Annotated in this window: 23 protein-coding genes; 1 reads left to right on the top strand and 22 read right to left on the bottom strand. The window is 43.1% G+C overall.

All coding sequences use genetic code 11. The features are described from left to right. Position 1: 1 nt before the first annotated feature. The 22 genes from O9316_RS05090 to O9316_RS04985 all read right to left on the bottom strand — a co-directional run bounded on the left by O9316_RS05090 (position 2) and on the right by O9316_RS04985 (position 22,870). A complete protein-coding gene (locus O9316_RS05090; RefSeq protein WP_298205429.1) occupies positions 2 to 487 on the bottom strand; it encodes a gliding motility lipoprotein GldH in 486 nt (161 codons plus the stop codon). Continuing rightward, positions 471 to 1,922: a regulatory iron-sulfur-containing complex subunit RicT gene (gene ricT / locus O9316_RS05085; RefSeq protein ID WP_298205428.1), complete on the bottom strand. Its 1,452-nt coding sequence runs from the start codon at positions 1,920 to 1,922 to the stop codon at positions 471 to 473. The genes O9316_RS05090 and ricT overlap by 17 nt, the downstream gene beginning before the upstream one ends. A 172-nt stretch (positions 1,923 to 2,094) precedes the next feature. Further along, entirely contained in the window at positions 2,095 to 3,459 is a 1,365-nt protein-coding gene (locus O9316_RS05080) for a rhodanese-related sulfurtransferase (RefSeq protein WP_298205427.1), read from the bottom strand. Between the two features lie 329 nt (positions 3,460 to 3,788). Next, on the bottom strand, positions 3,789 to 4,199 hold the full coding sequence (locus tag O9316_RS05075) for a BrxA/BrxB family bacilliredoxin (protein ID WP_298205426.1): 411 nt from the start codon (positions 4,197 to 4,199) through the stop codon (positions 3,789 to 3,791). Between the two features lie 101 nt (positions 4,200 to 4,300). Next, positions 4,301 to 5,074, bottom strand: a complete 774-nt coding sequence (gene trpA, locus O9316_RS05070) for a tryptophan synthase subunit alpha (RefSeq protein WP_298205425.1) — start codon at positions 5,072 to 5,074, stop codon at positions 4,301 to 4,303. After that, positions 5,064 to 6,878 carry a tryptophan synthase subunit beta gene (trpB, locus tag O9316_RS05065; RefSeq protein WP_298205424.1) on the bottom strand — a complete coding sequence of 605 codons (1,815 nt, stop codon included), beginning with the start codon at positions 6,876 to 6,878 and terminating at the stop codon, positions 5,064 to 5,066. The genes trpA and trpB overlap by 11 nt, the downstream gene beginning before the upstream one ends. After that, positions 6,875 to 7,660, bottom strand: coding sequence for an indole-3-glycerol phosphate synthase TrpC (locus O9316_RS05060; RefSeq protein ID WP_298205423.1), 786 nt, complete (start codon positions 7,658 to 7,660; stop codon positions 6,875 to 6,877). The genes trpB and O9316_RS05060 overlap by 4 nt, the downstream gene beginning before the upstream one ends. Further along, positions 7,657 to 8,649, bottom strand: a complete 993-nt coding sequence (gene trpD / locus O9316_RS05055; RefSeq protein WP_298205422.1) for an anthranilate phosphoribosyltransferase — start codon at positions 8,647 to 8,649, stop codon at positions 7,657 to 7,659. The genes O9316_RS05060 and trpD overlap by 4 nt, the downstream gene beginning before the upstream one ends. Before the next feature lie 4 nt (positions 8,650 to 8,653). Next, entirely contained in the window at positions 8,654 to 9,220 is a 567-nt protein-coding gene (locus O9316_RS05050; protein ID WP_298205421.1) for an aminodeoxychorismate/anthranilate synthase component II, read from the bottom strand. Beyond that, a complete protein-coding gene (locus O9316_RS05045) occupies positions 9,217 to 10,614 on the bottom strand; it encodes an anthranilate synthase component I family protein (protein ID WP_298205420.1) in 1,398 nt (465 codons plus the stop codon). Before O9316_RS05045 ends, O9316_RS05050 begins: the two co-directional genes overlap by 4 nt. Before the next feature lie 218 nt (positions 10,615 to 10,832). Next, positions 10,833 to 11,432 carry a bifunctional phosphoribosyl-AMP cyclohydrolase/phosphoribosyl-ATP diphosphatase HisIE gene (gene hisIE / locus O9316_RS05040; RefSeq protein ID WP_298205419.1) on the bottom strand — a complete coding sequence of 200 codons (600 nt, stop codon included), beginning with the start codon at positions 11,430 to 11,432 and terminating at the stop codon, positions 10,833 to 10,835. Beyond that, positions 11,414 to 12,181, bottom strand: a complete 768-nt coding sequence (hisF, locus tag O9316_RS05035; protein WP_298205418.1) for an imidazole glycerol phosphate synthase subunit HisF — start codon at positions 12,179 to 12,181, stop codon at positions 11,414 to 11,416. Before hisF ends, hisIE begins: the two co-directional genes overlap by 19 nt. Next, on the bottom strand, positions 12,175 to 12,888 hold the full coding sequence (gene hisA, locus O9316_RS05030) for a 1-(5-phosphoribosyl)-5-[(5-phosphoribosylamino)methylideneamino]imidazole-4-carboxamide isomerase (protein ID WP_298205417.1): 714 nt from the start codon (positions 12,886 to 12,888) through the stop codon (positions 12,175 to 12,177). Before hisA ends, hisF begins: the two co-directional genes overlap by 7 nt. After that, a complete protein-coding gene (gene hisH, locus O9316_RS05025; protein ID WP_298205416.1) occupies positions 12,885 to 13,463 on the bottom strand; it encodes an imidazole glycerol phosphate synthase subunit HisH in 579 nt (192 codons plus the stop codon). Before hisH ends, hisA begins: the two co-directional genes overlap by 4 nt. Beyond that, positions 13,460 to 14,551, bottom strand: coding sequence for a bifunctional histidinol-phosphatase/imidazoleglycerol-phosphate dehydratase HisB (gene hisB, locus O9316_RS05020; RefSeq protein WP_298205415.1), 1,092 nt, complete (start codon positions 14,549 to 14,551; stop codon positions 13,460 to 13,462). Before hisB ends, hisH begins: the two co-directional genes overlap by 4 nt. Then, positions 14,548 to 15,549, bottom strand: a complete 1,002-nt coding sequence (gene hisC / locus O9316_RS05015; protein WP_298205414.1) for a histidinol-phosphate transaminase — start codon at positions 15,547 to 15,549, stop codon at positions 14,548 to 14,550. Before hisC ends, hisB begins: the two co-directional genes overlap by 4 nt. Continuing rightward, positions 15,546 to 16,832, bottom strand: a complete 1,287-nt coding sequence (hisD, locus tag O9316_RS05010) for a histidinol dehydrogenase (RefSeq protein ID WP_298205413.1) — start codon at positions 16,830 to 16,832, stop codon at positions 15,546 to 15,548. Before hisD ends, hisC begins: the two co-directional genes overlap by 4 nt. A gap of 11 nt (positions 16,833 to 16,843) precedes the next feature. Further along, complete coding sequence (hisG, locus tag O9316_RS05005; protein ID WP_298205412.1) at positions 16,844 to 17,701, bottom strand: ATP phosphoribosyltransferase; 858 nt, start codon at positions 17,699 to 17,701, stop codon at positions 16,844 to 16,846. Between the two features lie 251 nt (positions 17,702 to 17,952). After that, positions 17,953 to 19,089: a lycopene cyclase family protein gene (locus tag O9316_RS05000; protein ID WP_298205411.1), complete on the bottom strand. Its 1,137-nt coding sequence runs from the start codon at positions 19,087 to 19,089 to the stop codon at positions 17,953 to 17,955. A 45-nt stretch (positions 19,090 to 19,134) separates the two neighbouring features. Further along, positions 19,135 to 21,180, bottom strand: coding sequence for a TonB-dependent siderophore receptor (locus O9316_RS04995; RefSeq protein ID WP_298205410.1), 2,046 nt, complete (start codon positions 21,178 to 21,180; stop codon positions 19,135 to 19,137). A 104-nt stretch (positions 21,181 to 21,284) separates the two neighbouring features. Further along, positions 21,285 to 22,523, bottom strand: coding sequence for a GTP-binding protein (locus O9316_RS04990; protein WP_298205409.1), 1,239 nt, complete (start codon positions 22,521 to 22,523; stop codon positions 21,285 to 21,287). Continuing rightward, on the bottom strand, positions 22,520 to 22,870 hold the full coding sequence (locus O9316_RS04985) for a MerC family mercury resistance protein (protein WP_298205408.1): 351 nt from the start codon (positions 22,868 to 22,870) through the stop codon (positions 22,520 to 22,522). The genes O9316_RS04990 and O9316_RS04985 overlap by 4 nt, the downstream gene beginning before the upstream one ends. A 77-nt stretch (positions 22,871 to 22,947) precedes the next feature. Between O9316_RS04985 and O9316_RS04980 the strand changes: the two genes are divergently transcribed. Then, on the top strand, positions 22,948 to 23,328 hold the full coding sequence (locus tag O9316_RS04980; RefSeq protein WP_298205407.1) for a transcriptional repressor: 381 nt from the start codon (positions 22,948 to 22,950) through the stop codon (positions 23,326 to 23,328). Positions 23,329 to 23,358 lie beyond the last annotated feature (30 nt).

Raw genomic sequence — 23,358 nt, 5'->3', positions numbered from 1 at the left:
ATTATTCGGTCGTTTCTATTCTAAATCCAACTTCCGTAATGCCCTTTAAATCCGCTACGCCAGGAACTTTACCGGTTTCACGCAAGGCATGTTGAATATGTACTTTATAGTTTCCTTTTTGATCAAAAGTAAACTTCTCTTTATAAAAAAGTTTGTTTTCTTTGACATCGCTAAACCCTTCGCCCATCAAGCTTCCATCGGGATGCGCCATTTTGTATTCTAGGGTGTCCACCAACACTTTACGATTGGGCTGTTCGAGTGAAACAATCACAAAAAGATTGTCAAACGGATAGTCTTTGTTGTCGCGCACATTCAAAAACAAGTTGTATTTTTTTCCTACGTCTAACTTCGGTAAGTTGAAATGTACAATACTGTCTTTGTGCCAGGCATTGCCTACCGACTTGTATTCGTCAAATACGCCATTTTTGTCGCACGATGCGCAACTTATCAAAAGCCCTAAAAAGAGTAAACTAGTTCGTACCTTCATTGTTTTTGCTCTCATTCGAATTGCCACGATTGCTATTTCCGGGACGTTTTTTATTGCGTTTATTGCGATTCCCTGTGCGTTCACCTTGCGGGTTTTGTCCTTGATTTTGTCCTTGAACTTGTGGGTTGGAGTTTTCTTTAGGAGCGTTGTTTTGACGTTCCTTTTGCGGCGGTTTCCCACTCGATTGTTGCGAACGATTTTGCGGGTTACGCTGGGGTTGGTTGCCTCTTGACGGATTGTTTTTTTGTGGTGAAGACGCACTTTGTCCTTCAACTACAGCACCCTCTCGGCCTTTTCCTTTATTTCGATTTTTGCTCTTGCTGCGGTTTTTCTTTTTGGGTTGATCAAATCGAGTGATACTCTCCTGCCCAACTACATTATTGTATGTTTTTTCCACTTCTTGCTCCACTTCAACTGCATAATCTTCCAAAGCAGAGGCAAGACCACCTTCTTTATTGATCGCGATAATTTCTTTTACTTGTTCTGTACTTAAAACATGCCAAGCCGCAAAATTATCCGTGTAAGCATACCACATCAATCCTTTGAAGATATCTTGTTTTTGACAAACCGCATCCCCTTTTTCCGTCTTCAATTTGGTTTCGTAATCAGGGAAGTCACGTAAAGCATCCATGTAGGTGTCCAATTCAAAATTGAGACAACACTTCAATTTCCCACATTGTCCCGCCAATTTCTGCGGGTTCAACGACAATTGCTGGTAACGCGCTGCCGACGTATTGACACTGCGAAAATCGGTCAACCAAGTCGAACAACACAATTCACGACCACAAGACCCGATACCCCCTAAGCGCGAGGCCTCTTGACGGAAACCGACCTGCTTCATTTCGATACGAATCTTAAATTCTGAAGCGTAATCTTTAATCAGCTGACGGAAATCCACACGGTCACTGGCCGTGTAATAAAACGTAGCTTTGGAGCCATCGCCTTGGAATTCAATATCCGAAATTTTCATTTCCAAATTCAATCGAATTGCCAATTCACGGGCGCGAACTTTCATCGGTTCCTCGCGATCGCGGGCAGCACTCCAAATATCAATGTCTTTTTGAGAGGCTTTACGGTACACTTTCAACACTTCGGCCGAATGGTGATCGACCCCTTTTTTCTTCATTTGGATTTTTACCAATTCTCCCGTCAACGTCACAATACCCACATCATGCCCGGGAGATGCCTCCGTTGCCACAATGTCACCGATGCTTAACGTTAGTTTTTCTGTATTGCGGTAAAATTCTTTGCGTCCGTTTTTGAAACGCACTTCCACACAGTCAAAAGGCGCTTCCCCGGAAGGGAGACTCATGTTGGCTAACCAATCAAATACCGTAAGTTTGTTGCAGCTATTGGCGCCGCAAGTGCCATTATTTCCACATCCTTTGGCTCCGTCACTTTTCGACGAACCACAGGAACAGTTTGTACATGCCATAAGAAAATATATATTGATCGTCGACAGTAATCCATCGACTACGTTTACCCTAAACGATTCGTTTGTAAAGATAGTATTTTTTCAATTATGGAAAATGCAAAAAAGGGGGAAGCTATTGAAAACAAAATCGCCTGACTTCCAACGAAATCAGGCGAAAAAGTATGCTGTTTTTTTAGTTTAAAATCAAATATACTTTGTCGGATAAGCGTACCCGTGACGGAACGGCAAAGGTAACTTTGTCGCCCGCCTGCGCTTTGTCCCCCAATACACCATTAACGTGCATGTTGGAAATAGTAAGCTCCATTTCGCCGGTGGTCGGACCCACAATGAGGAGGCGATCCCCATTTTGCAGTGCACCGTTTTGCATCTCTACCAAACCGATACCCGCTTTTACATAGTAATGCGCCACTTTGCCCAAAAGTGATTTTTTCAACCGCCGTTTCGGGTTGATTTTTTGGCGAATATCCGTGGTCGCTTTTGCTAGCGGTACTTCCGGTAATTCTCCCGAATGCTTGAATTTTAGTTTTTCGGATTTCCCCTTGCGGAAGACTTTGTTGCCCACTTGAATGCCTTTGCGCAATTTTACCTGTTCGGCCAATGGAAGATGAATGGTGTCCAGGCATTCTTGCGAACAACAATTTTCCATCGCAGCCTTACATTCGTCACATTGAATAAATAATAAATGACAGCCGTCGTTTACGCAATTGGTATGGTCGTCACACGGTTTCCCGCATTGGTGACATTGTGCAATAATATCATCCGTAATGCGCTCGCCCAAACGATGGTCAAACACAAAATTCTTTCCGATAAACTTGCTTTCTAATCCTTCTTCTTTGATTTGTTTGGCATAGTTGATAATGCCGCCTTCCAATTGGAATACATTTTTAAATCCTTGGTGTTTGTAGTATGCACTCGCTTTTTCACAACGAATACCACCGGTACAATACATCACCAAGTTTTTATTTTCTTTAAAATCTTTTAATTGCTCATTGATAATCGGCAACGATTCGCGAAACGTTTCCACATCCGGCGTTATCGCACCTTTAAAATGACCCACTTCACTTTCATAATGATTACGAAAATCCACCACAATCGTGTTTGGGTCGTCCAAAATCGCATTGAATTCACGCGCATTCAAGTGTACCCCTTTGTTGGTCACATCAAAAGTTTCGTCGTTTAATCCGTCGGCTACAATTTTGTGTCGGACTTTAATCGTCAATTTTAAAAACGAGAAATCATCGTGCTCAACCGCGACGTTCAACCGAATCCCACGCATAAAATCATAGGCTTCTAATGTCTCACGAAAGGCCTCAAAATGCTCGGCAGGAACACTCATTTGGGCATTGATTCCTTCGTGAGCTACATAAATACGACCGAGCGCATCGAGTGCGTTCCAAGCTAAAAATAAATCGTCGCGAAATTTTTTGGGATCTTCAATTTTGGCGTACGCATAGAAAGATAATGTCAACCGTTGTTGACCCGCTTCTTCAATTAATTGAGCTCTTTCTTCTGCGCTTAATGTGTTGTACAGTTGCATGCTATAAACGTATTAAGTGAGAAATATAAATTCACAATGGCGGAATTCGAGGGCAAAAGTACCGTTTTTTTTGAATTTTCCAAGTTTTGGGCGCATCCCTAAAGGGTCGGGCTATTCGCTACAATCTTTTGGGTTTCCCAAAAGGATTTTCGCTACTATCCCTTGCGCGCAGTGCTGTAAAGAAGCCCTTTTTGAAAATGAAAATTCGTTGTCCCATAGAATCATTTGATACTATCAAAAGGATAAATGGAGAAGAAAGTATTCTTTATTTTCCACAAAAAAACCCCCAACGGTAGCCATTGAGGGTTGTTGTTTTGTTTTGAAAACGCTTAACAGAATTCGCTGTACGCGTCTTTTAAATTTTCTGCAATCATTTCAGCAGGACGGCCTTCAATGTGGTGGCGTTCCAACATGTGAACCAATTCGCCATCTTTAAACAACGCCATACTCGGCGATGAAGGAGGAAACGGGAACATGTGTTGACGCGCCGTATCCACCGCTTCGCGATCAACACCTGCAAAAACCGTAATCAAATGATCGGGTTTTTTGTCGCCATCCAAACTCATTTTCGCACCCGGACGGGCATTGCGCGCCGCACAGCCACATACTGAGTTGACCACAACCAAGGTGGTACCGTTTTGTTTAATTGCATTTTCTACCGCTTCGGCAGTATATAAGTTTTGAAAACCTGCGTCCGTTAATTCAGCACGCATGGGGTTTACCATTTCTTCTGGATACATAATCGTTGAATTTGAAATTAATGTAACTTGCTTTTAGGCGGTACAAAGATACACCAAAAATCACTTCACAAATGAAAAGGAAATCCTAAAGAATCAGTTCTTTATTTTCGAAATTGATTCAAAAAAGGCACGAGTTTTTCCCAATCACCCTCCAATGTTTGTAACTGCCTAATAAACGCACTCCCTACGATAGCGCCCCGACTGTAGGTAGTGGCCAGTTCAAAGGTTTCCCGATTGTGAATCCCAAATCCGGTCAAACAAGGATTTCGCAAGTCCATTGCAGCGATACGCTCAAAATACGCGGTTTGCGAAGCTAAACTGGCTTCACTTCCCGTAATACTGTTGGAGGCAACTTGATAGATAAAGCCCTGACTCAACCGATCGATTTCACGAATGCGCGCTTCAGGAGTTTCAGGTGTAATCAAGAAAATCGGCGCAATTCCCAATCGTTCGTAGTGAACTTTCAAGTTTTTCTCAAAATACTCCAAGGGTAAATCCGGAAGTAAAACCCCATCCACACCTACTTGCGCACAGGCTTCCAAAAAAGCTACTTCTCCCATTTGCAGCACCGGATTCAAATACCCCATCAATACCACGGGAATCGATACTCGACCGCGCAAGTTTTTCAATTGCTTAAATAAAACAGAGAGGGTCATTCCATTTTCAATGGCTTGGGAGCTGCTGGCTTGAATTAAGGGCCCGTCGGCCAAGGGATCGGAAAATGGAAAACCGATTTCGAGACAGTCAACGCCTTGTTGTTCCAAAAATTCGGCGATAGGAATAGTTGCGTCTAGCGAGGGAAAGCCTGCTGTATAATAAATGGAAAGCAACGGTTTTGGCCCCTTTTCCATTAGGGTTTGAAGTCTATTTTTCATGATGTAAAAAAGGGATTAATGTGGCTAAATCTTTGTCACCGCGACCGGATAAGTTCACGACTACAATTTCGTCGGGTTGCAATTGCATCTTCGGCAAGTAAGCCAACGCATGTGCTGACTCAAGAGCTGGTAAAATACCATCCAACCGCGCCAATTGCAGGGCTGCTGTCACCGCTTCTTCATCGGTGACCGAAACAACTTTGGCTAGTCCCGTGGCGCTCAAATGCGCATGCACCGGACCAATCCCTGGATAATCCAATCCCGCCGAAATGGAATGGGGTTCGACAATTTGCCCATCATCGGTTTGTATTAAAAAGGTCTTACTTCCATGGATAATCCCTTTTTTCCCCAAAGCAATGGTAGCCGCTGTTTTTCCCGAGTCAACGCCCAATCCTCCGGCTTCTACCGCAATCAATTGGGTGTTCGGGTTTCCAATAAAATGATAAAAAGCACCAATCGCATTGCTGCCACCACCCAAACACGCAATGACATAATCGGGTGCCGATAGACCGGTTTCTTGTTTCAGTTGCTCTTGAATTTCTTCACTGATCACCGATTGAAATCGCGCCACCATATCAGGATACGGATGCGGTCCCACGGCCGAACCAATCACATAGTAGGTGTCCACAGGATTATTAATCCAAGCCCGAATGGCTTCGTTGGTAGCATCTTTAAGGGTTCGACTACCACTCGTTGCAGGGACAATTTTTGCACCCATCAAGCGCATACGCTCCACATTAGGCTGTTGCCGTTGGATGTCGATTTCGCCCATATAAATTGTACATTCCATTCCCAATAAAGCACAAGCCGTAGCCGTTGCAACGCCGTGTTGGCCCGCACCCGTTTCGGCAATAATTCGTTTTTTTTGTAAACGTTTGGCTAACAATACTTGACCAATGGCGTTGTTGATTTTATGTGCCCCCGTATGGTTCAAATCTTCCCGTTTCAAGTAAATTTTTCCTCCGTAAAGCGCCGATAATTTTTTGGAGTAAAACAGCGGCGTGGGCCGTCCCACATAGGATTTCAATAAGCTCTGAAATTCCCGCTGAAATTCCGGATCGTGCAAATGACTCAAGTAGTGCTCTTGCAATTCCTTGACATTGGGATACAACATTTCAGGAATAAAAGCGCCACCAAATTCGCCATAATACCCCGCTGCATCAGGTTGGATCCCTACCTTTTTATTTCTCGTTAAGGCGATCACTTCGGCTACTAAATCTAGATTCTTGTGGTAATTTTCGTTCTCCAATTGACTGTTGCAATCTAGGATTTCTACCTTGGGAATCCCCGATTTTAAAAGGGTTTTTACTTCGGCCACACCCAATCCTCCACTTAAAATTAAGGGTGTGTCAAAGGGATAATCGTTGAGAATTTCCCAATGAAACGATTGTCCGCTTCCCCCATAATTGGGCGTTGCCGTGTCAAACAAAAAGTAGTCGCAATAGGGAAGATAGTCGGCTATAGATGAAAAATCAAATCCGTCTCCCACCCCAAATGCTTTGATGATCCGCATCCTTTTTGATTTAAAAAACGCACAATCCTCTGGGGTTTCATCGCCATGCAATTGGATGTAGTCCAAATTGAATTTTGAATGTATACGTTGTATTTGGTCCCGATTTTCATTCACAAATACCCCAACTTTTTGGGTCGATTTTGGGAGATTGACAATTAAATTGGGATCGAAATTCGTTCCGACATACCGTTTCGATTTGGGATAAAAAATAAATCCCACAAAGTCAGGTTGCGCTGAAACTACAGCAGCTATATTTTCGGGGTCAAACACCCCACATATTTTAATTTTCATCGTAAGTTGTGTATAAATTGTTGGCAATAGGCTCCCGGATTTTCCTGTTTCATAAACTGTTCTCCAATCAAGAAACCATGGAATCCGTGGTGTTGTAAATGGCGAAGGGTTTCCAAAGAATCAATGCCACTTTCTGCAATTTTGATGCAATTTTCGGGTACTTTTTTTCCTAAAGCGATACTGTGTTCAATAGCGACTTCAAACGAATTGAGATTGCGGTTATTGATCCCCACGATATCGACCTGCTCCAGATTGATTTTTTCAAGTTCTTCTTCTTGATGCAGTTCGAGGAGCACTTCGAGTCCCAATTGATGTGCCTCCGCAGTTAATCGTTCCAAGGTTTCTGCCGATAAAATTCGCGCAATTAATAAGATGGCGTCGGCTCCCATGGCTTTGGATTCCCATAGTTGGATTTCGTCCAAAATAAACTCTTTGCGCAACAGCGGAATCGGATTATGGGCACGAGCCACCGCAAAATCGTTAGGCAGGGCCCCAAAGAAAGGCGCATCCGTCAAAACCGAAATGCCTGCGACGAGTCCGGCAGTATATCCTGTAGTAATTGCTTCCACATTAGCATGGGCATGGAGGACCCCTTTTGAAGGAGATTGCCGTTTAAATTCGGCGATAATTCCGCCGGTTACCGAATTTTCAATGCTCTTTTTCAAAGACCGTGTGGCGCTATTGAACAACGGTTGCTCTTCAAAAAAACGGTTTGAAAAATGGGTTTTTAAATACGAAATTTCTTGTTTTTTACTTTGTACAAGGGTATCTAACAGGTTCATGCGATTGATTTTAATTGGGTGAGTACGTTAGCCGCATTCAAATTCAGGAGTGATTCCGTTGCGATTTGATAAGCTGTTTCAAATGAATAGTCGGGATCATAGGTAAGTAAAGCCATCGCCGCATTGGTACAAACTACCCGATTTTGTTCGGGAGTGCCTTTCCCTTTTAAAATTTGAGTAAAAATTTGGGCGGCTTCGGCAACTGTTTTACCACCCTCCAATGCTTCTAAGGCAACGGGTTCTAAGCGCAAGTTTTCAGCCGTAACAAAGGATTCGCCTTCGGGATGAATGACTTTCACCGTATCGGTTAAGGTAATTTCATCACAACCGCTTAACCCATACAGGATGCGGTATTGCACACCTTCTTCTTGTAAGATGTAATGATACATTCGCGCCAATTCTAAATTAAAAACACCCGTCATTTGTACTTTGGGTTGGGCGGGATTAACCAAAGGACCGAGTTTGTTAAATAAGGTCTTGAGGCCGAGTTCTTTTCGGATGGCGCCTACATTTTTTAAAGCGGGATGAAATAAGGGCGCATGCAGAAAGGTTAAGTTGGTGGTCGCCAATTGCTCCTCGATGATTTTAGGATTCGTAGGGAAAGTCACACCCAATTCCTCCAAAACATTTGACGACCCAGAGATGGAAGACACCCCGTAGTTTCCATGTTTGGCTACGGGTATGCCAGCGCCAGCGACTACAAATGCCGTTAAGGTCGAAATATTAAAAGTGTTTTTGCCATCGCCTCCTGTACCACATACATCCATGGGGTTGTAGGCCGAAAGGTCAATGCGGTCACATTGGGTGATCAACGCTTCTCGAAATCCGATGAGTTCGGCCAACGTAATTGCACGCATATTGAAAACAGTCATGAAGGCTGCAATTTGTGTCGGGTTGACCGTTCCCGAAGTCAGGGTGAGCATGGCTTCTTTAGCGGCTTCGAGACTTAGGGTTTGGTGCGTAAATAAATAATCCAGTAACGTTTTCATAGTTTTAATTTTTGATCCAATTGGAAATAAGGGTTTTGCCGTGTTCGGTGAGTATGGATTCGGGATGAAATTGAACTCCACGCCAGGGGAACCCTTTATGTTTGATCGCCATAATATGGTGCTGCTCATCCAAGGCGAGTACGTCAAGGGAATTTGGTACACTATCATCAGCGACCACCCAAGAATGGTAATGACCAATTTGAAATGTTTTGGGTATAGTTTCAAATAAGTTATCCGATTGGGTTTGGACCAATGCCGAGGTAACGCCATGCAGCGGAGCGGTTAATTGCTTGAGTCGCGCTCCTGAAAATTCAGCTATGGCTTGATGTCCAAGACAAACACCCAAAACCGACGTGTGGGGTGCAACGCGCTCCAAGACCGCCATCATTTTTCCAGCTTCAGTGGGGATACCTGGTCCGGGTGAAAGCAAAACGTGGCTGTAAAGCGTCACCGATTCCAAATCAATTTGATCATTTTTGATTACATCGATGGGAGCCGAAGTTACTTCTCGAATAAGGGCAACCAAGTTGTAAACAAAGGAATCGTAATTGTCTAAAACTAAAATTTTCATAAGGCAAATTGGGTAGCTTTTTGAATGGCAGTTCGCACCGCATTCAGTTTATGATTGACTTCTTGTAATTCCATTTGTGGGTCGGAATGAAGGACCACACCGCAACCTGCTTGATAGGTTAGCGTGTTGTTTCGACTCACAATCGATCGAATAAAAATCGCGTGATTTAAGGTGCCATCAAGCCCTAGCACGCCTATCGTTCCACCATAGAAGCCACGGTTGTTGGGTTCTAATTCATCAATGAGTTCCATGGCACGGTGTTTAGGCGCTCCCGATAAGGTTCCCGCAGGATAAGTGGCTCCTAAAACCGCTAAGGGTTGGTAATCGGGGACTAATTGGCCGCTGACTTTTGAGGTCATGTGAATCACATGGGAGTAGAATTCGATCGATTTATAACGCTCGACTTGTACTTGGGAACACTGTTTATGTAAATCATTTCGTGCCAAATCGACGAGCATGGTATGTTCCGCATTTTCCTTCGGATCTTCCCGCAGGGCAAATGCCATTTTTTTGTCTTCCTCTGGATTACCTGTTCGACGAAACGTTCCCGCAATAGGAAATACGGTTGCTTTTTGCTGTCGAATCGTCAATTGGGCTTCGGGTGAGGATCCCATTATTTTATACGAACCGTAATCAAAGTAAAATAAATAGGGCGAGGGATTTACCGATCGTAAGGCACGGTAAACATTAAAATCATCGCCTTGAAACGCTTGTTGAAATTGACGGGAAAGCACAATCTGAAAAACATCACCGCGGTAGCAATGTGCTTTTCCTTTTTCGAGGGTGGTTAAAAAGGCTTCGTCGCTACAATTAGCCTGTTCTTCACCTACAGTACGAAAGGGAAAAGTCGCCACCGTTGGATTGACCAATAATTCGTGCAAAGCATCCAATTCGGAAGGGCTGTTTTCCAACCGATTTTCAACGAAATACAGGACATTTTTGAAATGGTCAAAAACCAAAAGGAATCGGAACAATTGGTAGTGGATAAGCGGAACATCCATCGGGGAATGGTGTAATTGAATAGGTTCAAAAAGAGGAATCGCATCATATGAAGTATAGCCAAACAACCCTTGGGTAGTGAATGCATAGGCATTCGGTTCTACAACAAATTGGGAGCAAAAATCATGTAATGCTTCACTTACTGAGGTGTTTTGGGTAGAATACTGTGGGTTTGAACCGTCGGGAAATTGGATTTTAATTTGATCCAAATCTGCTTCAAATTGTGCCATAGGTTGTAAACACAAGTACGACAAACTGTTTTCACGACGTTGGTATTCCGAACTTTCCAGCAACAAACTGTTGGGAAAACGGTCGCGTAATTTGAGGTAAAGTGCTACCGGTGTGTGTAAATCACCCGGCGCCGTTCGGACTTCGGTGGTTAAAATATAAGCCATAAAAAGGAAAAATTAGGGAATAAAAAAACCCGCCTGGAAAGGCGGGTTAAGCTGTTATTGAAGAAAATACACCAATAGCATTACCATCGCAATCCAGAAACGGAGTACGGGTTGTGCCACCAATTGGTATTTTGATTGTTGCAATTCATGAAGACAAAAGTATAAAAGTTGTTTTTATCTTTTTCTAAAAAAAATCAAAAAAGTTATAATTAGTTGATTTATTGTGCTTTAGATTGATTTCTTTGGTGTAAAACAGCCGTAATTTCTTTCAAAGTTACCTTTTGATTATTTAAAAGTAGCAACAAATGGAAGAGTAAATCGGCCGTTTCTTCTTTAAAACGATATGTATTGTTTTGCAACGCTTCAATTACAGTTTCAACGGCTTCTTCACCCACTTTTTGGGCAACTTTTGCAGTCCCTTTTTGGGTCAAACGCCATACATACGAATCTTCATTTGCCGCAATTAAACGTTCTTGAATGAGGTTTTCTAAACTACCCAAAAAACCGAGTTCAGGGGCATTTTCAAAACAAGATGTAGCACCAGTGTGGCAAGTAGGTCCGTCGGGAATTACTTGAAATAAAATAGCATCTTGATCGCAATCGACCGCATAGGACGTCCATCGCAAGTAGTTCCCTGAGGTCGCACCTTTCGTCCAGAGTTCATTCCGACTCCGACTAAAAAAGGTAATCGTTTGGGATTCTTTGGTCAATAGAAAGGCGTCACGGTTCATGTAGCCGAGCATTAGTACTTTACCTGTCAACGCATTTTGAATAATGGCAGGAAGAAGTTGGGTGTCATTTATAAATTGGGGTTCCATCGTACCGGTATTTTTTGGGTGAATAATTCGTTTTTTATGGCTGCTATCGCCACTTTTTCCGCATGAAAAATTCCTGCAGCTAAGGCTCCCGTCGCTTCAGTTTCTTTAAATAGCTGGGAAAAATCTGCTCCACTTCCTGCGCCACCAGAGGCAATTACTGGAATGGATAATGCCCGACTTATTTTTTTCGTCAATGAAAGGGCAAACCCTGTTTGCGCACCGTCTTGGTTCATTGAGGTAAGTAAGATTTCTCCCGCACCCAAGCGTTCGGCTTCTTTCGCCCACGACAACGCTTCACGCTGGGTAGCTTTTTTGCCTCCATGTGAAAACACATAATCCACACCGTCTACCGTTTTTACATCAATGGCTACTACAACACATTGGTTGCCAAAGGCTGCAGCCAATTCCGTGATTAATTCGGGTCGTTCCAATGCTGCCGAATTGATACTGATTTTATCGGCGCCAGATCGCAACAATTTTTTAGCATCATTTACCGATCGAATGCCGCCGCCTACGGTGAAGGGAATTTGAATCGTGGCGGCAATGTTACGTACCAACTCCGAAAGTGTAGCGCGTTCTTCAAGCGTAGCACTAATGTCTAAGAATACCAATTCATCAGCGCCTTCAGCATCATACCGTTGTGCCAAAGCAATCGGATCGCCCATGTCGCGTAATCCTTCAAAACCAACGCCTTTCACCACGCGACCGCCTTGGATATCTAAGCAGGGAATAATTCGTTTTTTTAGCATGATTCGAGCAGTTTGTGTAAATCAATCCATCCTTCATACAACGCCTTTCCGATGATGGCACCCGCACAACCGATTGCACGCAGCGTTTGCACTTCTGCATACGAACTCACCCCACCACTAGCAATAAGTTCGATGGGATATTCGGCCAATATTTTTTGATACAATGCCACTGATGGCCCACTAAGCATACCGTCTTTGGCAATATCGGTTACCATAAATTGACGAAAGCCCCAAGCGCTGTATGTTGCTATAAAATTGAATACCGAATGGTCGGTTTGGGTACGCCAACCGTTGGTGGCAATTTGTTCCCCTCGAACATCCGCCCCCAAAATAAAACGTTCGTAGCCATAGGTTGCACCCCATTTCTTGACCCATTCGGGTTGATTGATTGCAATACTGCCAAGAGTGACTTGCTGCGCACCGGCATCCAACACTTTTTTCAAATCGGCTTCAGTTTTGATTCCTCCGCCAAAGTCAAGGATAAGCTGTGTGTGTTTCGCAATTTTTTCCAAAACCTCAAGATGTACCACTGATTGCGACTGGGCACCATCTAAATCGACAAGATGCAAATGTGTCGCGCCACACCGTTCGAAAAGGAGTGCTTGCTCTAGAGGATCGGAAGCATAGACCGTTTTTTGGAGGTAATCCCCTTGTGCTAATCGCACACAGCAACCTCCTTGTAGATCAATAGCGGGTATAATTTTCATAATGCTAAAAAGTTTTGCAGGAGCTGTTGCCCCCATTTTCCTGATTTTTCGGGGTGAAATTGTACCCCATAAAAGTTGTTTTTGGCTAATGCGACACTAAACGATGCGCCGTATTCACAAGTTGCCAACGTGCTTTCTCCCAATGTAGCAGCATAGCTGTGCACAAAGTAGAAATCGGCTTCTTGAGGTATTCCTTCAAACAGTTTTGAGGGTTTGTAGTGCACATTATTCCAACCCATGTGCGGGATTTTTAAATGACCGCTTAGTTTTTTTACAGCTACGTCAAAAACACCTAAACCAATCACCTGTCCTTCTTCGGTGAATTCCGTTAACAATTGCATGCCCAAACAAATACCCAACACAGGACACGTAAGTTCGCGAATCACCCTATCCAGTCCGTTTTCTTTGAGAAATGCCATGGCGGGTGCGGCGTGACCCACACCGGGAACAATCACCTTTTCTGCTTGACACAACTGCTCAGGATTTGACGAACATTGGACCGAATACCCCAATCGTTCAATTGCATTTTGCAACGAATGCAAATTGCCGGCTTGATAATCTAAAAGTGTAATCATAAAAGTCCTTTGGTTGAGGGTAATTGATGTTGCGCATTTTTTTGCACCGCACTTTTCAGCGATCGGGCAAACGATTTAAAAATAGATTCAATTTTGTGGTGTTCATTTTTGCCTTTGGCTTTCACATAGAGATTGCAACAGGCTGCATCACAAAAGGATTTGAAAAAGTGATCAAACATCTCCGTGGGCACATCTCCGATTTTTTCCCGTTTGAATTTCACATTCCAATTCAAAGCACTTCGGCCCCCAAAATCAAGGGCAGTTGCTGCAATACAATCGTCCATAGGCAGCATAAAACCATAGCGTTCTATACCACGTTTGGTTCCTAAAGCCTTATCCATTGCGGTTCCCAATACAATACCAACATCTTCAATCGTATGGTGTTCATCGACATCCAAATCACCCTGTACTGAAATTCGTAAATCGAGTCCGCCGTGGCGTGCAATTTGTTCGAGCATGTGGTCAAAAAACCGCAAGCCCGTCTGAATTTCGGCCTTTCCAGCACCTTCTAAGGTGAGTTCCACTTCAATTTGGGTTTCTTTGGTAGTTCGTTTTACGATTGTACTTCTTTTTTGTTGGGACAAAAAGGTGTAGAGTGTTTCCCAATTCGGCGCCGTGAACGTGGCTGCATCATTGGGTTCCGTTTGCATTAAAATCGATTGACAGCCGAGATTTTGTGCCAATTGAACGTCGGTCAATCGATCGCCAATGACCCAGGAATTCGAAAGATCAAAGGCGCCGTTGAGGTAGGGTTTGAGCATTCCAATTCCCGGTTTTCGGGTGGGCGCGTTGTCTTCAGGAAAGGAACGGTCGATGCAAATTTCGCGAAAGCGGATGCCTTCATTTTCAAAAGCTTGTAGCATTTTGTTTTGAGCCGGCCAAAAGGTTTCTTCGGGAAAAGAAGCGGTACCCAAACCGTCTTGATTGGTCACCAAAACCAATTCATAATCCATTTCACGTACAATTTTTCCTAAGTAGGTGAAAACACCCGGAAAAAATTCCAGTTTTTCCAAAGCATCTACTTGGTAATCGATGGGAGGTTCTTGAATTAAGGTCCCATCTCGGTCGATAAAGAGTATTTTTTTCATTGGAATTCGGCTAATGTTTTAAGGAGTAATTCATTTTCTTCTGGGGTTCCTACCGTGATTCGCAGGGTATTGGGAACGTCTTTACTGCGGTTGCGAACGATGATGTTTCGGTTCGTTAAAAAAGTATAGACGCGGTCGGCTTCATTCATTTCCACCAAAATGAAATTGGTCACCGAGGGAAAAATGCGGCGAACCCATGCGATGTTATTTAAGGCTTCCACCAATTTTTCACGTTCTTTGATTAGGGGTTCAACCGATGCTGGATCCCAATTTTGAACAGCTTGAAGCGCTAGTTCTTGGTTGGCCTGACTCACATTGTATGGGGGTTTGATTTTTTTTAAAACGGCAATAAGCTCAGGATGCGCGATGCCGATTCCCAATCGTAAACCGGCCAATCCTTTGGCTTTGCTGAGGGTTTGAGCAATGATGAGGTTGGGGTAGTTGTGGAGGAGCTCAATTTTGGAGTTGTTGGGACTAAAATCAATATACGCTTCATCCAAAAAGACAATCCCTTCGAAATTTTGAAGGAGGATTTCGATGTTTTCCAAATCATTTCCCGTTGGATTATTGGGCGAACATACATACAGGATTTTTGCTTTTTGGGCTAAAATTTTGGGGATATCCAATTGAAAGTCAGCCGTCAACGGAATGCGGATGCATTGCAAATTATTGATATTCGCATAGACTTCATACATGCTGTAAGTAGGTGGACAAACAATAATGCTGTCCGTTCCCGGAATTCCAAAAGCGCGTTGCACGAAATCAATAATTTCATCGCTGCCGTTGCCCAAAATCAGTTGATTTTCTGTACATCCGATTTGCGCAGCAAGTACCGATGTAAGGGTTTTCGCTTCAGGATTGGGATAACGATTATAGGTTCCAACGGGAAATTCATTCGCATCCAAGAAGATTCCTGCGGCGCCTGAATATTCTTCACGTGCACTGGAATACGGGATGAGTTGGGCGATATTGGGACGAATAAGGGTTAATGGATTCATGAGTTGTTATCTTTAATACGTAGGGAAACGGCATTTTTGTGTGCGAAAAGACCTTCGGCTTCGGCGAGAATTTCGAGGGTCGGACCCAAATCGTTCAGGCCTTCTTTCGTAATTTCTTGAAAAGTTATTTTTTTGATAAAACTATCCAAGGACACACCACTGTAAGCTTTGGCATAGCCGCTGGTTGGCAAAGTATGATTAGTGCCGCTAGCATAATCGCCTGCGGTTTCACAACTATAGGTTCCTAAAAAAACCGATCCAGCAGCGGTGATTTTTGACGACCAATCCGCAGCATTGTCCAAGGCCACAATCAAGTGTTCGGGCGCAAAGGCATTGCTAAAGGCGAAACAATCGTCCAAACTCGGTAGCGCAATAGCATAACTGTTTTGCAAGGCTTGTTGCGCGATATCTTTGCGCGGTAAATCGGTTAATTGACGGTCTATAGCGGCTTGAATTGATTGAAGTTGTTCAGGCGAATCGCTCACCACGATGACTTGACTATCGGCATCGTGTTCGGCCTGCGCCAGTAAGTCCGCTGCGACAAAATCGGGATTACTGTTGGCATCCGTAATAATCAATACTTCACTGGGGCCGGCAGGTAAATCAACGGCCACTTGAAGTTGTTGCGCATAGGATTTGGCAGCGGTTACGTATTTGTTTCCAGGGCCAAAAATTTTATCAACTTTAGGAATTGATTTTGTGCCAAAGGTCAATCCCGCAATGGCTTGAATACCGCCCACTTTGTACAATTCCGTAATCCCAGCTACTTGAGCAGCATATAGAATGGCGGGATTAATTTCTCCTTGGGCGTTTGGGGGCGTACAAAGAATGCGATTGGGGCAACCCGCAATTTGAGCCGGAATTCCCAACATTAATACGGTGGAAAACAAGGGAGCGGTTCCACCCGGAATATAGAGTCCCACGGTTTCAATAGGGCGGCTTTCTCTCCAGCATGTGACTCCAGGCGACGTGGTGATGCGTTGGATGGGTTCGCGCTGACTTTCGTGAAAAGTATGAATTTGTTGGGCTGCTCGGTCAATCGCTTGTTTTAATTTAGGAGCGATTTGCGAAGCTGCTTTTTGTATTTCTTCAGGCGAAACACGAAGATTTTCACCTTGAAAACCATCAAAAAGCTGGCTATATTTGAAAACGGCTTGGTCCCCTTTTTTTTGAACATCGCTAAAAATGGTGCGAACGGTTTCCTCTAGCGCCAAACTGTTTTGAACTTGACGTGTCGTGATTTTTTGTTGTTCTTCCAAACTTGGAAATCGTAAATACTTCATAGTTGTAGGTTTTAAGCGACCATTTGATCCATTGGAATCACAAGAATTCCTTCGGCACCGGCCTTTTTTAATTGTTCAATAATGCTCCACGATTCTTTTTCAGAAAGTACGGCATGAATGCTACTCCAACCCGATAGCGCGAGTGGCATCACGGTGGGCGATTTCATCCCGGGTAATAATTGAATGATGGTATCGAGTTGTTCGTTGGGCGCGTTCAAAAGAATATATTTATTCGCTTTAGCTTGCTGACAGGCGTCGATTCGGAATAGCAAATTGTCTACTATTTCCTGTTGTTCTACCGATAGATTGGGATTGGCAATGAGCACAGCTTGGCTGGAGCAAACCGTAGCGACTTCTTTCAAACCGTTCATCAATAAGGTGCTTCCGGTGCTTACTATATCAAAAACGGCATCGGCTAGGCCAATTCCAGGAGCAATTTCGACACTTCCGCTAATGGGCTCCAGAATTACGGGAATATTTTTTTGGCTAAAAAAACGACGAAGCACACCGGGGTAACTGGTTGCAATTTTTTTGTGGGTGAAAAAAGATAAATCGGTGTAATTTTCTTCTTTGGGAATTGCGAGCGCCATTCGGCATTTGGCAAATCCGAGTGCTTTAAGAACGGTTACGTTTTTATTTTGTTCCCAAACTTCATTTTCACCCAGAATACCTAAGTCGGCAACGCCTTGTTCTACATATTGCGGGATATCATCATCGCGCAAGAAGAGGATTTCGATGGGGTAATTAGACGCCACTGCTTTTAACTTACGTTCGCCGTTACTGAGTTGAATCCCGCAAGATTCGAGGAGTTGAATGGACTTCTCACTGAGGCGTCCTGATTTTTGAAGGGCAATTTTGATACTTTTCATTTTTGATTAAAAAATGACTGAGTATACCGGGAGGAAGGGAAATAAAAAAACCGCCTGATATACTCAGACGGTTCGACATATTTTTGTTTTTACAACATACAACATCAGCTCGCCTGAGGGCAAGAATGTGTATGATGATGTAATGCTGTAAATAAAGTTTTCATGCGGTAATTTTGTGGTACAAAGGTAAAGACAGATTTTGGAAATAAAAGCGCCTTTTTAAAAATTTAACATTCGTTGGAAGCAGTTGTTTAGAAGATTCTCCGTAATAATGCTTTGATAAACAGCATTTTGGGACAACGTAAAATAATGTTTAAATCCTCTAAAAAAGTAGTTTCTTCATCCAAAAATTTAAAGATAGTGGCCACTTTTCCTTGGCGAAACATACTTGCGAAGATCGAACTTCCGACTTTATTTTGGTGAAATAAAATATCGATCAGGAGTAAATCGTAAAACCAAAAACGATTCACGGTTTGAAATTTTCGCAGGTCGTTGTTTTGGGTTAAAAAATCAACCAATGCCTTTGATTTTTTGAGGGCATTTTTAAACGTATAGCCTGTACTCGCTTTGGTCCAACCGCCCGCTGAACCGATGTGTAAAATCCGTTCGCTATTGTGTTTCCAAAACGGATAACACGTCATCGGGATGTTGCCTTGTTCGGTTTCAATGACGGTGTATTGGGTAATGCCCAAGCGTTCTAAATAGGCTTTAATTTCTGATTCGTATTCCTCGCGTTGGAGAACGTTGGCCGAGAAAAGCGTAAACTCCAACAAAGCCTCATTTTCACTAGTGGGAAGTACATACATGAATCGGGTGTTTCCCTTTTGTGGTACCGAAAAATCCATAAAAGTCGCACAATCTGGTGTAAAAACAGGCGTTTCCGTTTGGACAAACCACCCTACAAAATGTTGGTGCACCAAGGGAAATTTCTTTTGTGAAACTAACGGTTCGGGGTTGAAAATGGAATTGAAAACGTAGTTGCTGGTAAAGCTTTGGCTTTCGGTTTTAACCAAACAATGGTTGCCCATTTCTTTAAAATCAACTACTTTTTCTTTCCGTATTGTAATGTTCGCATGAAGTGCAATTTCTTGAAAGGTCGTTTTGTAAAAATCCACGCCCCGAATCATCCGATACGTGTAAGGTGCCATCGCAAAACGACGCTCAAAATCAGCATCGGCAAACACGGCTGCATCCCAAGCTTTGTGTTGTATACTTTCAAAATGTTTTTTTTCATCCCAAAAACACCAGGTGCGATCGTTGGTTTTTTTGGCGTCAGCATCGAGCAGGAGTATTTTTTTATCCTGAAAAAAGGGATGCTGCATCATTTCTCGAACGGTCAATAAAGCCGCGAGTCCGGTACCCGTGAAGATGTAATGAAAATGTTGCACAATTCAAAGGTAACAAAAACCGTTGCCCTTTTGCCCAAACATTTGTTAATCCCAATGAAAACGAATTCCTATAAACCCGCGTATCCCTTGATTAGGACCGTAGGCATACGTAGGGTCAAAGGTTAGACCAAAGGGGTTGTCGGGCGTGGGCAAAGCCACACCGTTGCTGTCAAATTGCACGTTTTGGTCAAACGGATCGTTGGCACGCGCAATCAAAAACGGATTTCCGCGATTGGGGGTCCAGTTGAGTAAGTTTTTCACGCCGCCATAGATTTCAAAACGATGCCAACCTTTGTATGTTATTTGAATGTTTTGAATGCTGAACGGCAAGGAATATTCCCGTCGTGGATCTAAAGGGCCGAGCAAAGGCAAGCGCATGGGGCCGGTGAGGTTTCCCGTGTAATCGATGGTCCAATTGCTGTTTCTCGGGGTAAAGGCAATCGACCAATTGGCCCCATAACGTTCGGCAAATAAGGGTTGAAATTCGCGTCCTTCTTGCCGAACCGTAGGGCGATAGAGATTAAAACCAAGCGAGGCCGTAATGCCGAATGGACTGATCCAATCGCCTTGTAAGCCGCTGCCCCACATACGCATGTCGCCGTCCAAATTTTTATAGATTATGGCATTGGGGTTGGTATCGTAATCGGGTAAAATGCGGTTGGTGAAATAGGTCAACCACGTGGAGGCCTCAACGATAAAAGTGCCTGCATTCGTTGTCGACCATTTGTGAAGGTAATTCCAATTGGCATTGTAGGAGGTTTCTGGGCGTAAAGATTCGGCCAAAATTACATCTCGAGCTCCCGACAACGCTTGATGATCTTCGGTAAAAAGATTGACAACGCGAAACCCTGTTCCCAAGTTAAACCGCATCACGGCGTTGGGAGCAGGCTTCCATTTGAAAGCGATTCGCGGCGTAAAAATGGAGCCATGGGCCGAATTGTAATCATAGCGCATACCGAGGAGCGCACCCGTTTTGGCACTCCAGGTCCAATCATCTTGCACAAAAAAACTTCCAATATGCATGTGATTCGGTTGCGCTGTCGCGGGTGTATTATCGTTGTAAAATTGATAGCGATAGGCTGTTCCCGTTAGCAACGAGTGGTTTCCTATTTGTTTGTCCCAAAGCGCTTGCACAAACCCAATGTTTTGTTGGGCGAGGTATACCGAATTTCCATATACTGAATTTTGGTCATGGCCAATCCAAGAGTATTGTATTTTAATATTTTCTTCGGTAGGCAATTCATACAAGCCGAGAAGTTCATAGCGCGAGGTATAAATGCTTTCCCCATAGACTTGGTCGCCTCCGCGAAAGGAAGAATTCCATTGCATTTGCCCGCCCCATCGGTCTTCATACAAATACCGTCCTACCATTTGAAACGCTTTGCCGCTTTGCCGCTTGAAATTCCATTTTCCAAAAAGCGCAATTCGGTGTTGTAGGGCGATATCGGTAAAATTATCGCGGTTTTCATCCACCTTATTTTGCGCATGTACATAATTGACCCCTAGCAATCCGTTTCCTGACTTTTTTGAGCCAAAACGGTAGCCTAAATCTAGATTATGCTCCCACCATGAGGTAGTAAAAAAGTTTCCCGTAAAACGTTTATGGTTTTCGGGTCTTTTGGTGATTATGTTGAGCAACCCTGCAACCGCTTCACTACCATATAGGGAGGATGCGGGCCCTTTGACGACTTCAATGCGTTCAATCATGGAAGTGGGAATTCCTGAGAGGCCGTAAACAGTTCCTAAGGCACTTACAATCGGCATTCCGTCAATAGTGACCATGGTATAAGTACCTTCCATACCATTGATGCGAATATCAAAAGTGTTGCAAACATTGCAATTGTTTTGCGGGCGCAATCCGTTGGCATTTTGCAAGGCATCTACCAAGTTGGACGTTGGGTTTTGTTTTAAAAAAGTCGACGTAATGATTTCTACGGGTACCGCGTTCTCGAGTCGTTTAACAGGTTTTAAGGTTCCCGACACTACAATTTCATCCAATTGCGTCGTTCCTTTGGGTAGACTGTCTTGGGGCGTTTGACTGCTCAGGGTTAACCCAAAAAACAAGATAAAAATTGTAATTTTATTTTTCATAAAAAAATATTTAGACAAAACTAAAAAAATATTTTAATTAAATAAAAACCGGTCAGAAAATATTCACTGCCGGTTTTTACCATTATAACCAAAAAAGCAAAACGTTAATCATAGAAAACACCAGTGGTTTTAAGGTTTGGATTGTATTGTTTAGGGATAGGAAAAGGGTCTTTTTCAGGAAAATTCCCGTTGACCATCTGCGTTATTTCGTCTGACGTACATAAACAGTGTTCTAATTCGGTACGCAGTTGTTGCTCGTTCATTTCAATACCAATAAATACAAGCTCATTGAGTCGATCGCCAAATTGGGGTGTCCATCGTTCTTCGATGAGGTCTTGATTTAACACAAAATTTTCAAAGGTTATTCGTTGTTGAAACGGCATACTTGCCCACCACACGCCTGCGCCTTCTGACTTTATCGACCCTCCTGCTTGCGACCAATTTAAGGCTTGATCAGGACGAGAGGCAATCCAATATAATCCTTTGCTACGAATGATGGTTTGCGGAAACTGTTGTATCCATGACCAAAGGCGTTGTGGATGAAATGGACGCGGGTCACGAAACACCCAAGATCGAATGCCATAGGTTTCAGATTCGGGGGTATGAATTCCCTCTAATTCACGAATCCAACCCGCAGAAGTCTCCGCTTTTTCATAATCAAAAAGGTTGGTGTTGATGATTTTTTCGGGCGCAATTTTACCCATTTCGGTAGGATAAATTATGGCCTCTGGATTCAATTGATGCAGAATAGCTTCCAGCTTTTGGTAGTGTTCTTTCGTTATTAAATCGGTTTTATTGATCAAGATAATGTTGGCAAACTCAATTTGATCTACCAATAGATTGACCAAACTTCGGTCATCATTTTCAATAGAAGAAACATTTCGTCCTGTCAAGGTATCGGCACTACCAAAGTCATTCAAAAACTGAAAGCCATCCACTACTGTAACCATAGTATCGATGTAACTAAATCGGGATAAATCAATTGTTTGATCATCACTGATAAATGAAAAAGTTTGTGCAACAGGAATAGGTTCGCTAATTCCCGTACTTTCAATTAAAAGGTAATCAAAACGATTCTCCCGTGCCAGTTTTTCAACTTCAACCATTAAATCTTCTCGTAACGTGCAACAAATGCAGCCGTTGCTCATTTCGACAAGTTTCTCCTCTGTACGGGATAACGTCATTTCACGCGAAACGAGTTGTGCATCAATGTTGATTTCGCTCATATCATTGACAATAACAGCCACCTTTAAACCTTTTTTTTGGTGTAAAATGTGATTGAGTAAGGTGGTTTTTCCGGCACCTAAAAACCCTGATAATACCGTTACGGGTAACTTTTTCATTCGTGTTTGTGTGTTTTAAAATGAATACTATGCGCAATAATAAGTCCACCGCCGCCCCATAGCAATCCCTGTGCATGATGTAGGGTTATCCCTTCTAGAATTAGGCCAAAAAGCAAGAGGAGTATTGATACTAAAAACAATAGCCGAACACTTACTAAAGTCGATTTTTTCATAGCCTTAATTGCAAGCCCAATACTACTACCACCTAAAATTGCATCTACCCAGAAATTGTGTGTGTTTTCAAGCGGAAGCAAAGTGATTAAGGGAAACACCAAGCAGTGAATCATACATAGCCCGGCTGAATAAACTCCAAATGCATCCGTTGAGGTAAGTGATTTCCAATTCATTTTTTGTAATTTTGTTAATGCAATCCTGTTGCAAATATAAAGAAAAAGTCAATTAACGCAACAATGTTGCAATAAATATGAAAAAGACGCGTAATACTCCAGCCAAGGCGGCTATAGTAAAGGTGCTTTCCGAATCACATCAAGCTTTATCGCATGCTGAAATTTTGGAAAAAACACAACAGGTATGCGATCGTGTCACGGTTTACCGTATATTAGATCGGCTTTTGACATCGGATATTATTCACAAAACGGTGACTGCCGAGGGGGTAGTGAAGTATGCCTTTTGTCGTCATGAAGCCCATCACGATCACAATCATGTTCATTTTAATTGCACCCGTTGTCAAAAAACCGAGTGTTTATCGCTGCCCATTCCTGAATTTAAGCTTCCCCATGCTTATACCGTTCACGACATGAATTTCACATTGACCGGAGTTTGTCCTGAATGCCAAGTGGTTTAGATTTGTCTAAAAATTTTTTTTGTCAAAAAG

Origin of the sequence: Flavobacterium sp., from assembly GCF_027533505.1 — a bacterium.
Taxonomy (GTDB): Bacteria; Bacteroidota; Bacteroidia; order Flavobacteriales; family Flavobacteriaceae; genus Flavobacterium.
The sequence above is the reverse complement of the archived record's forward strand: the minus strand, read 5'-3'. Positions and strand labels throughout refer to the sequence as shown.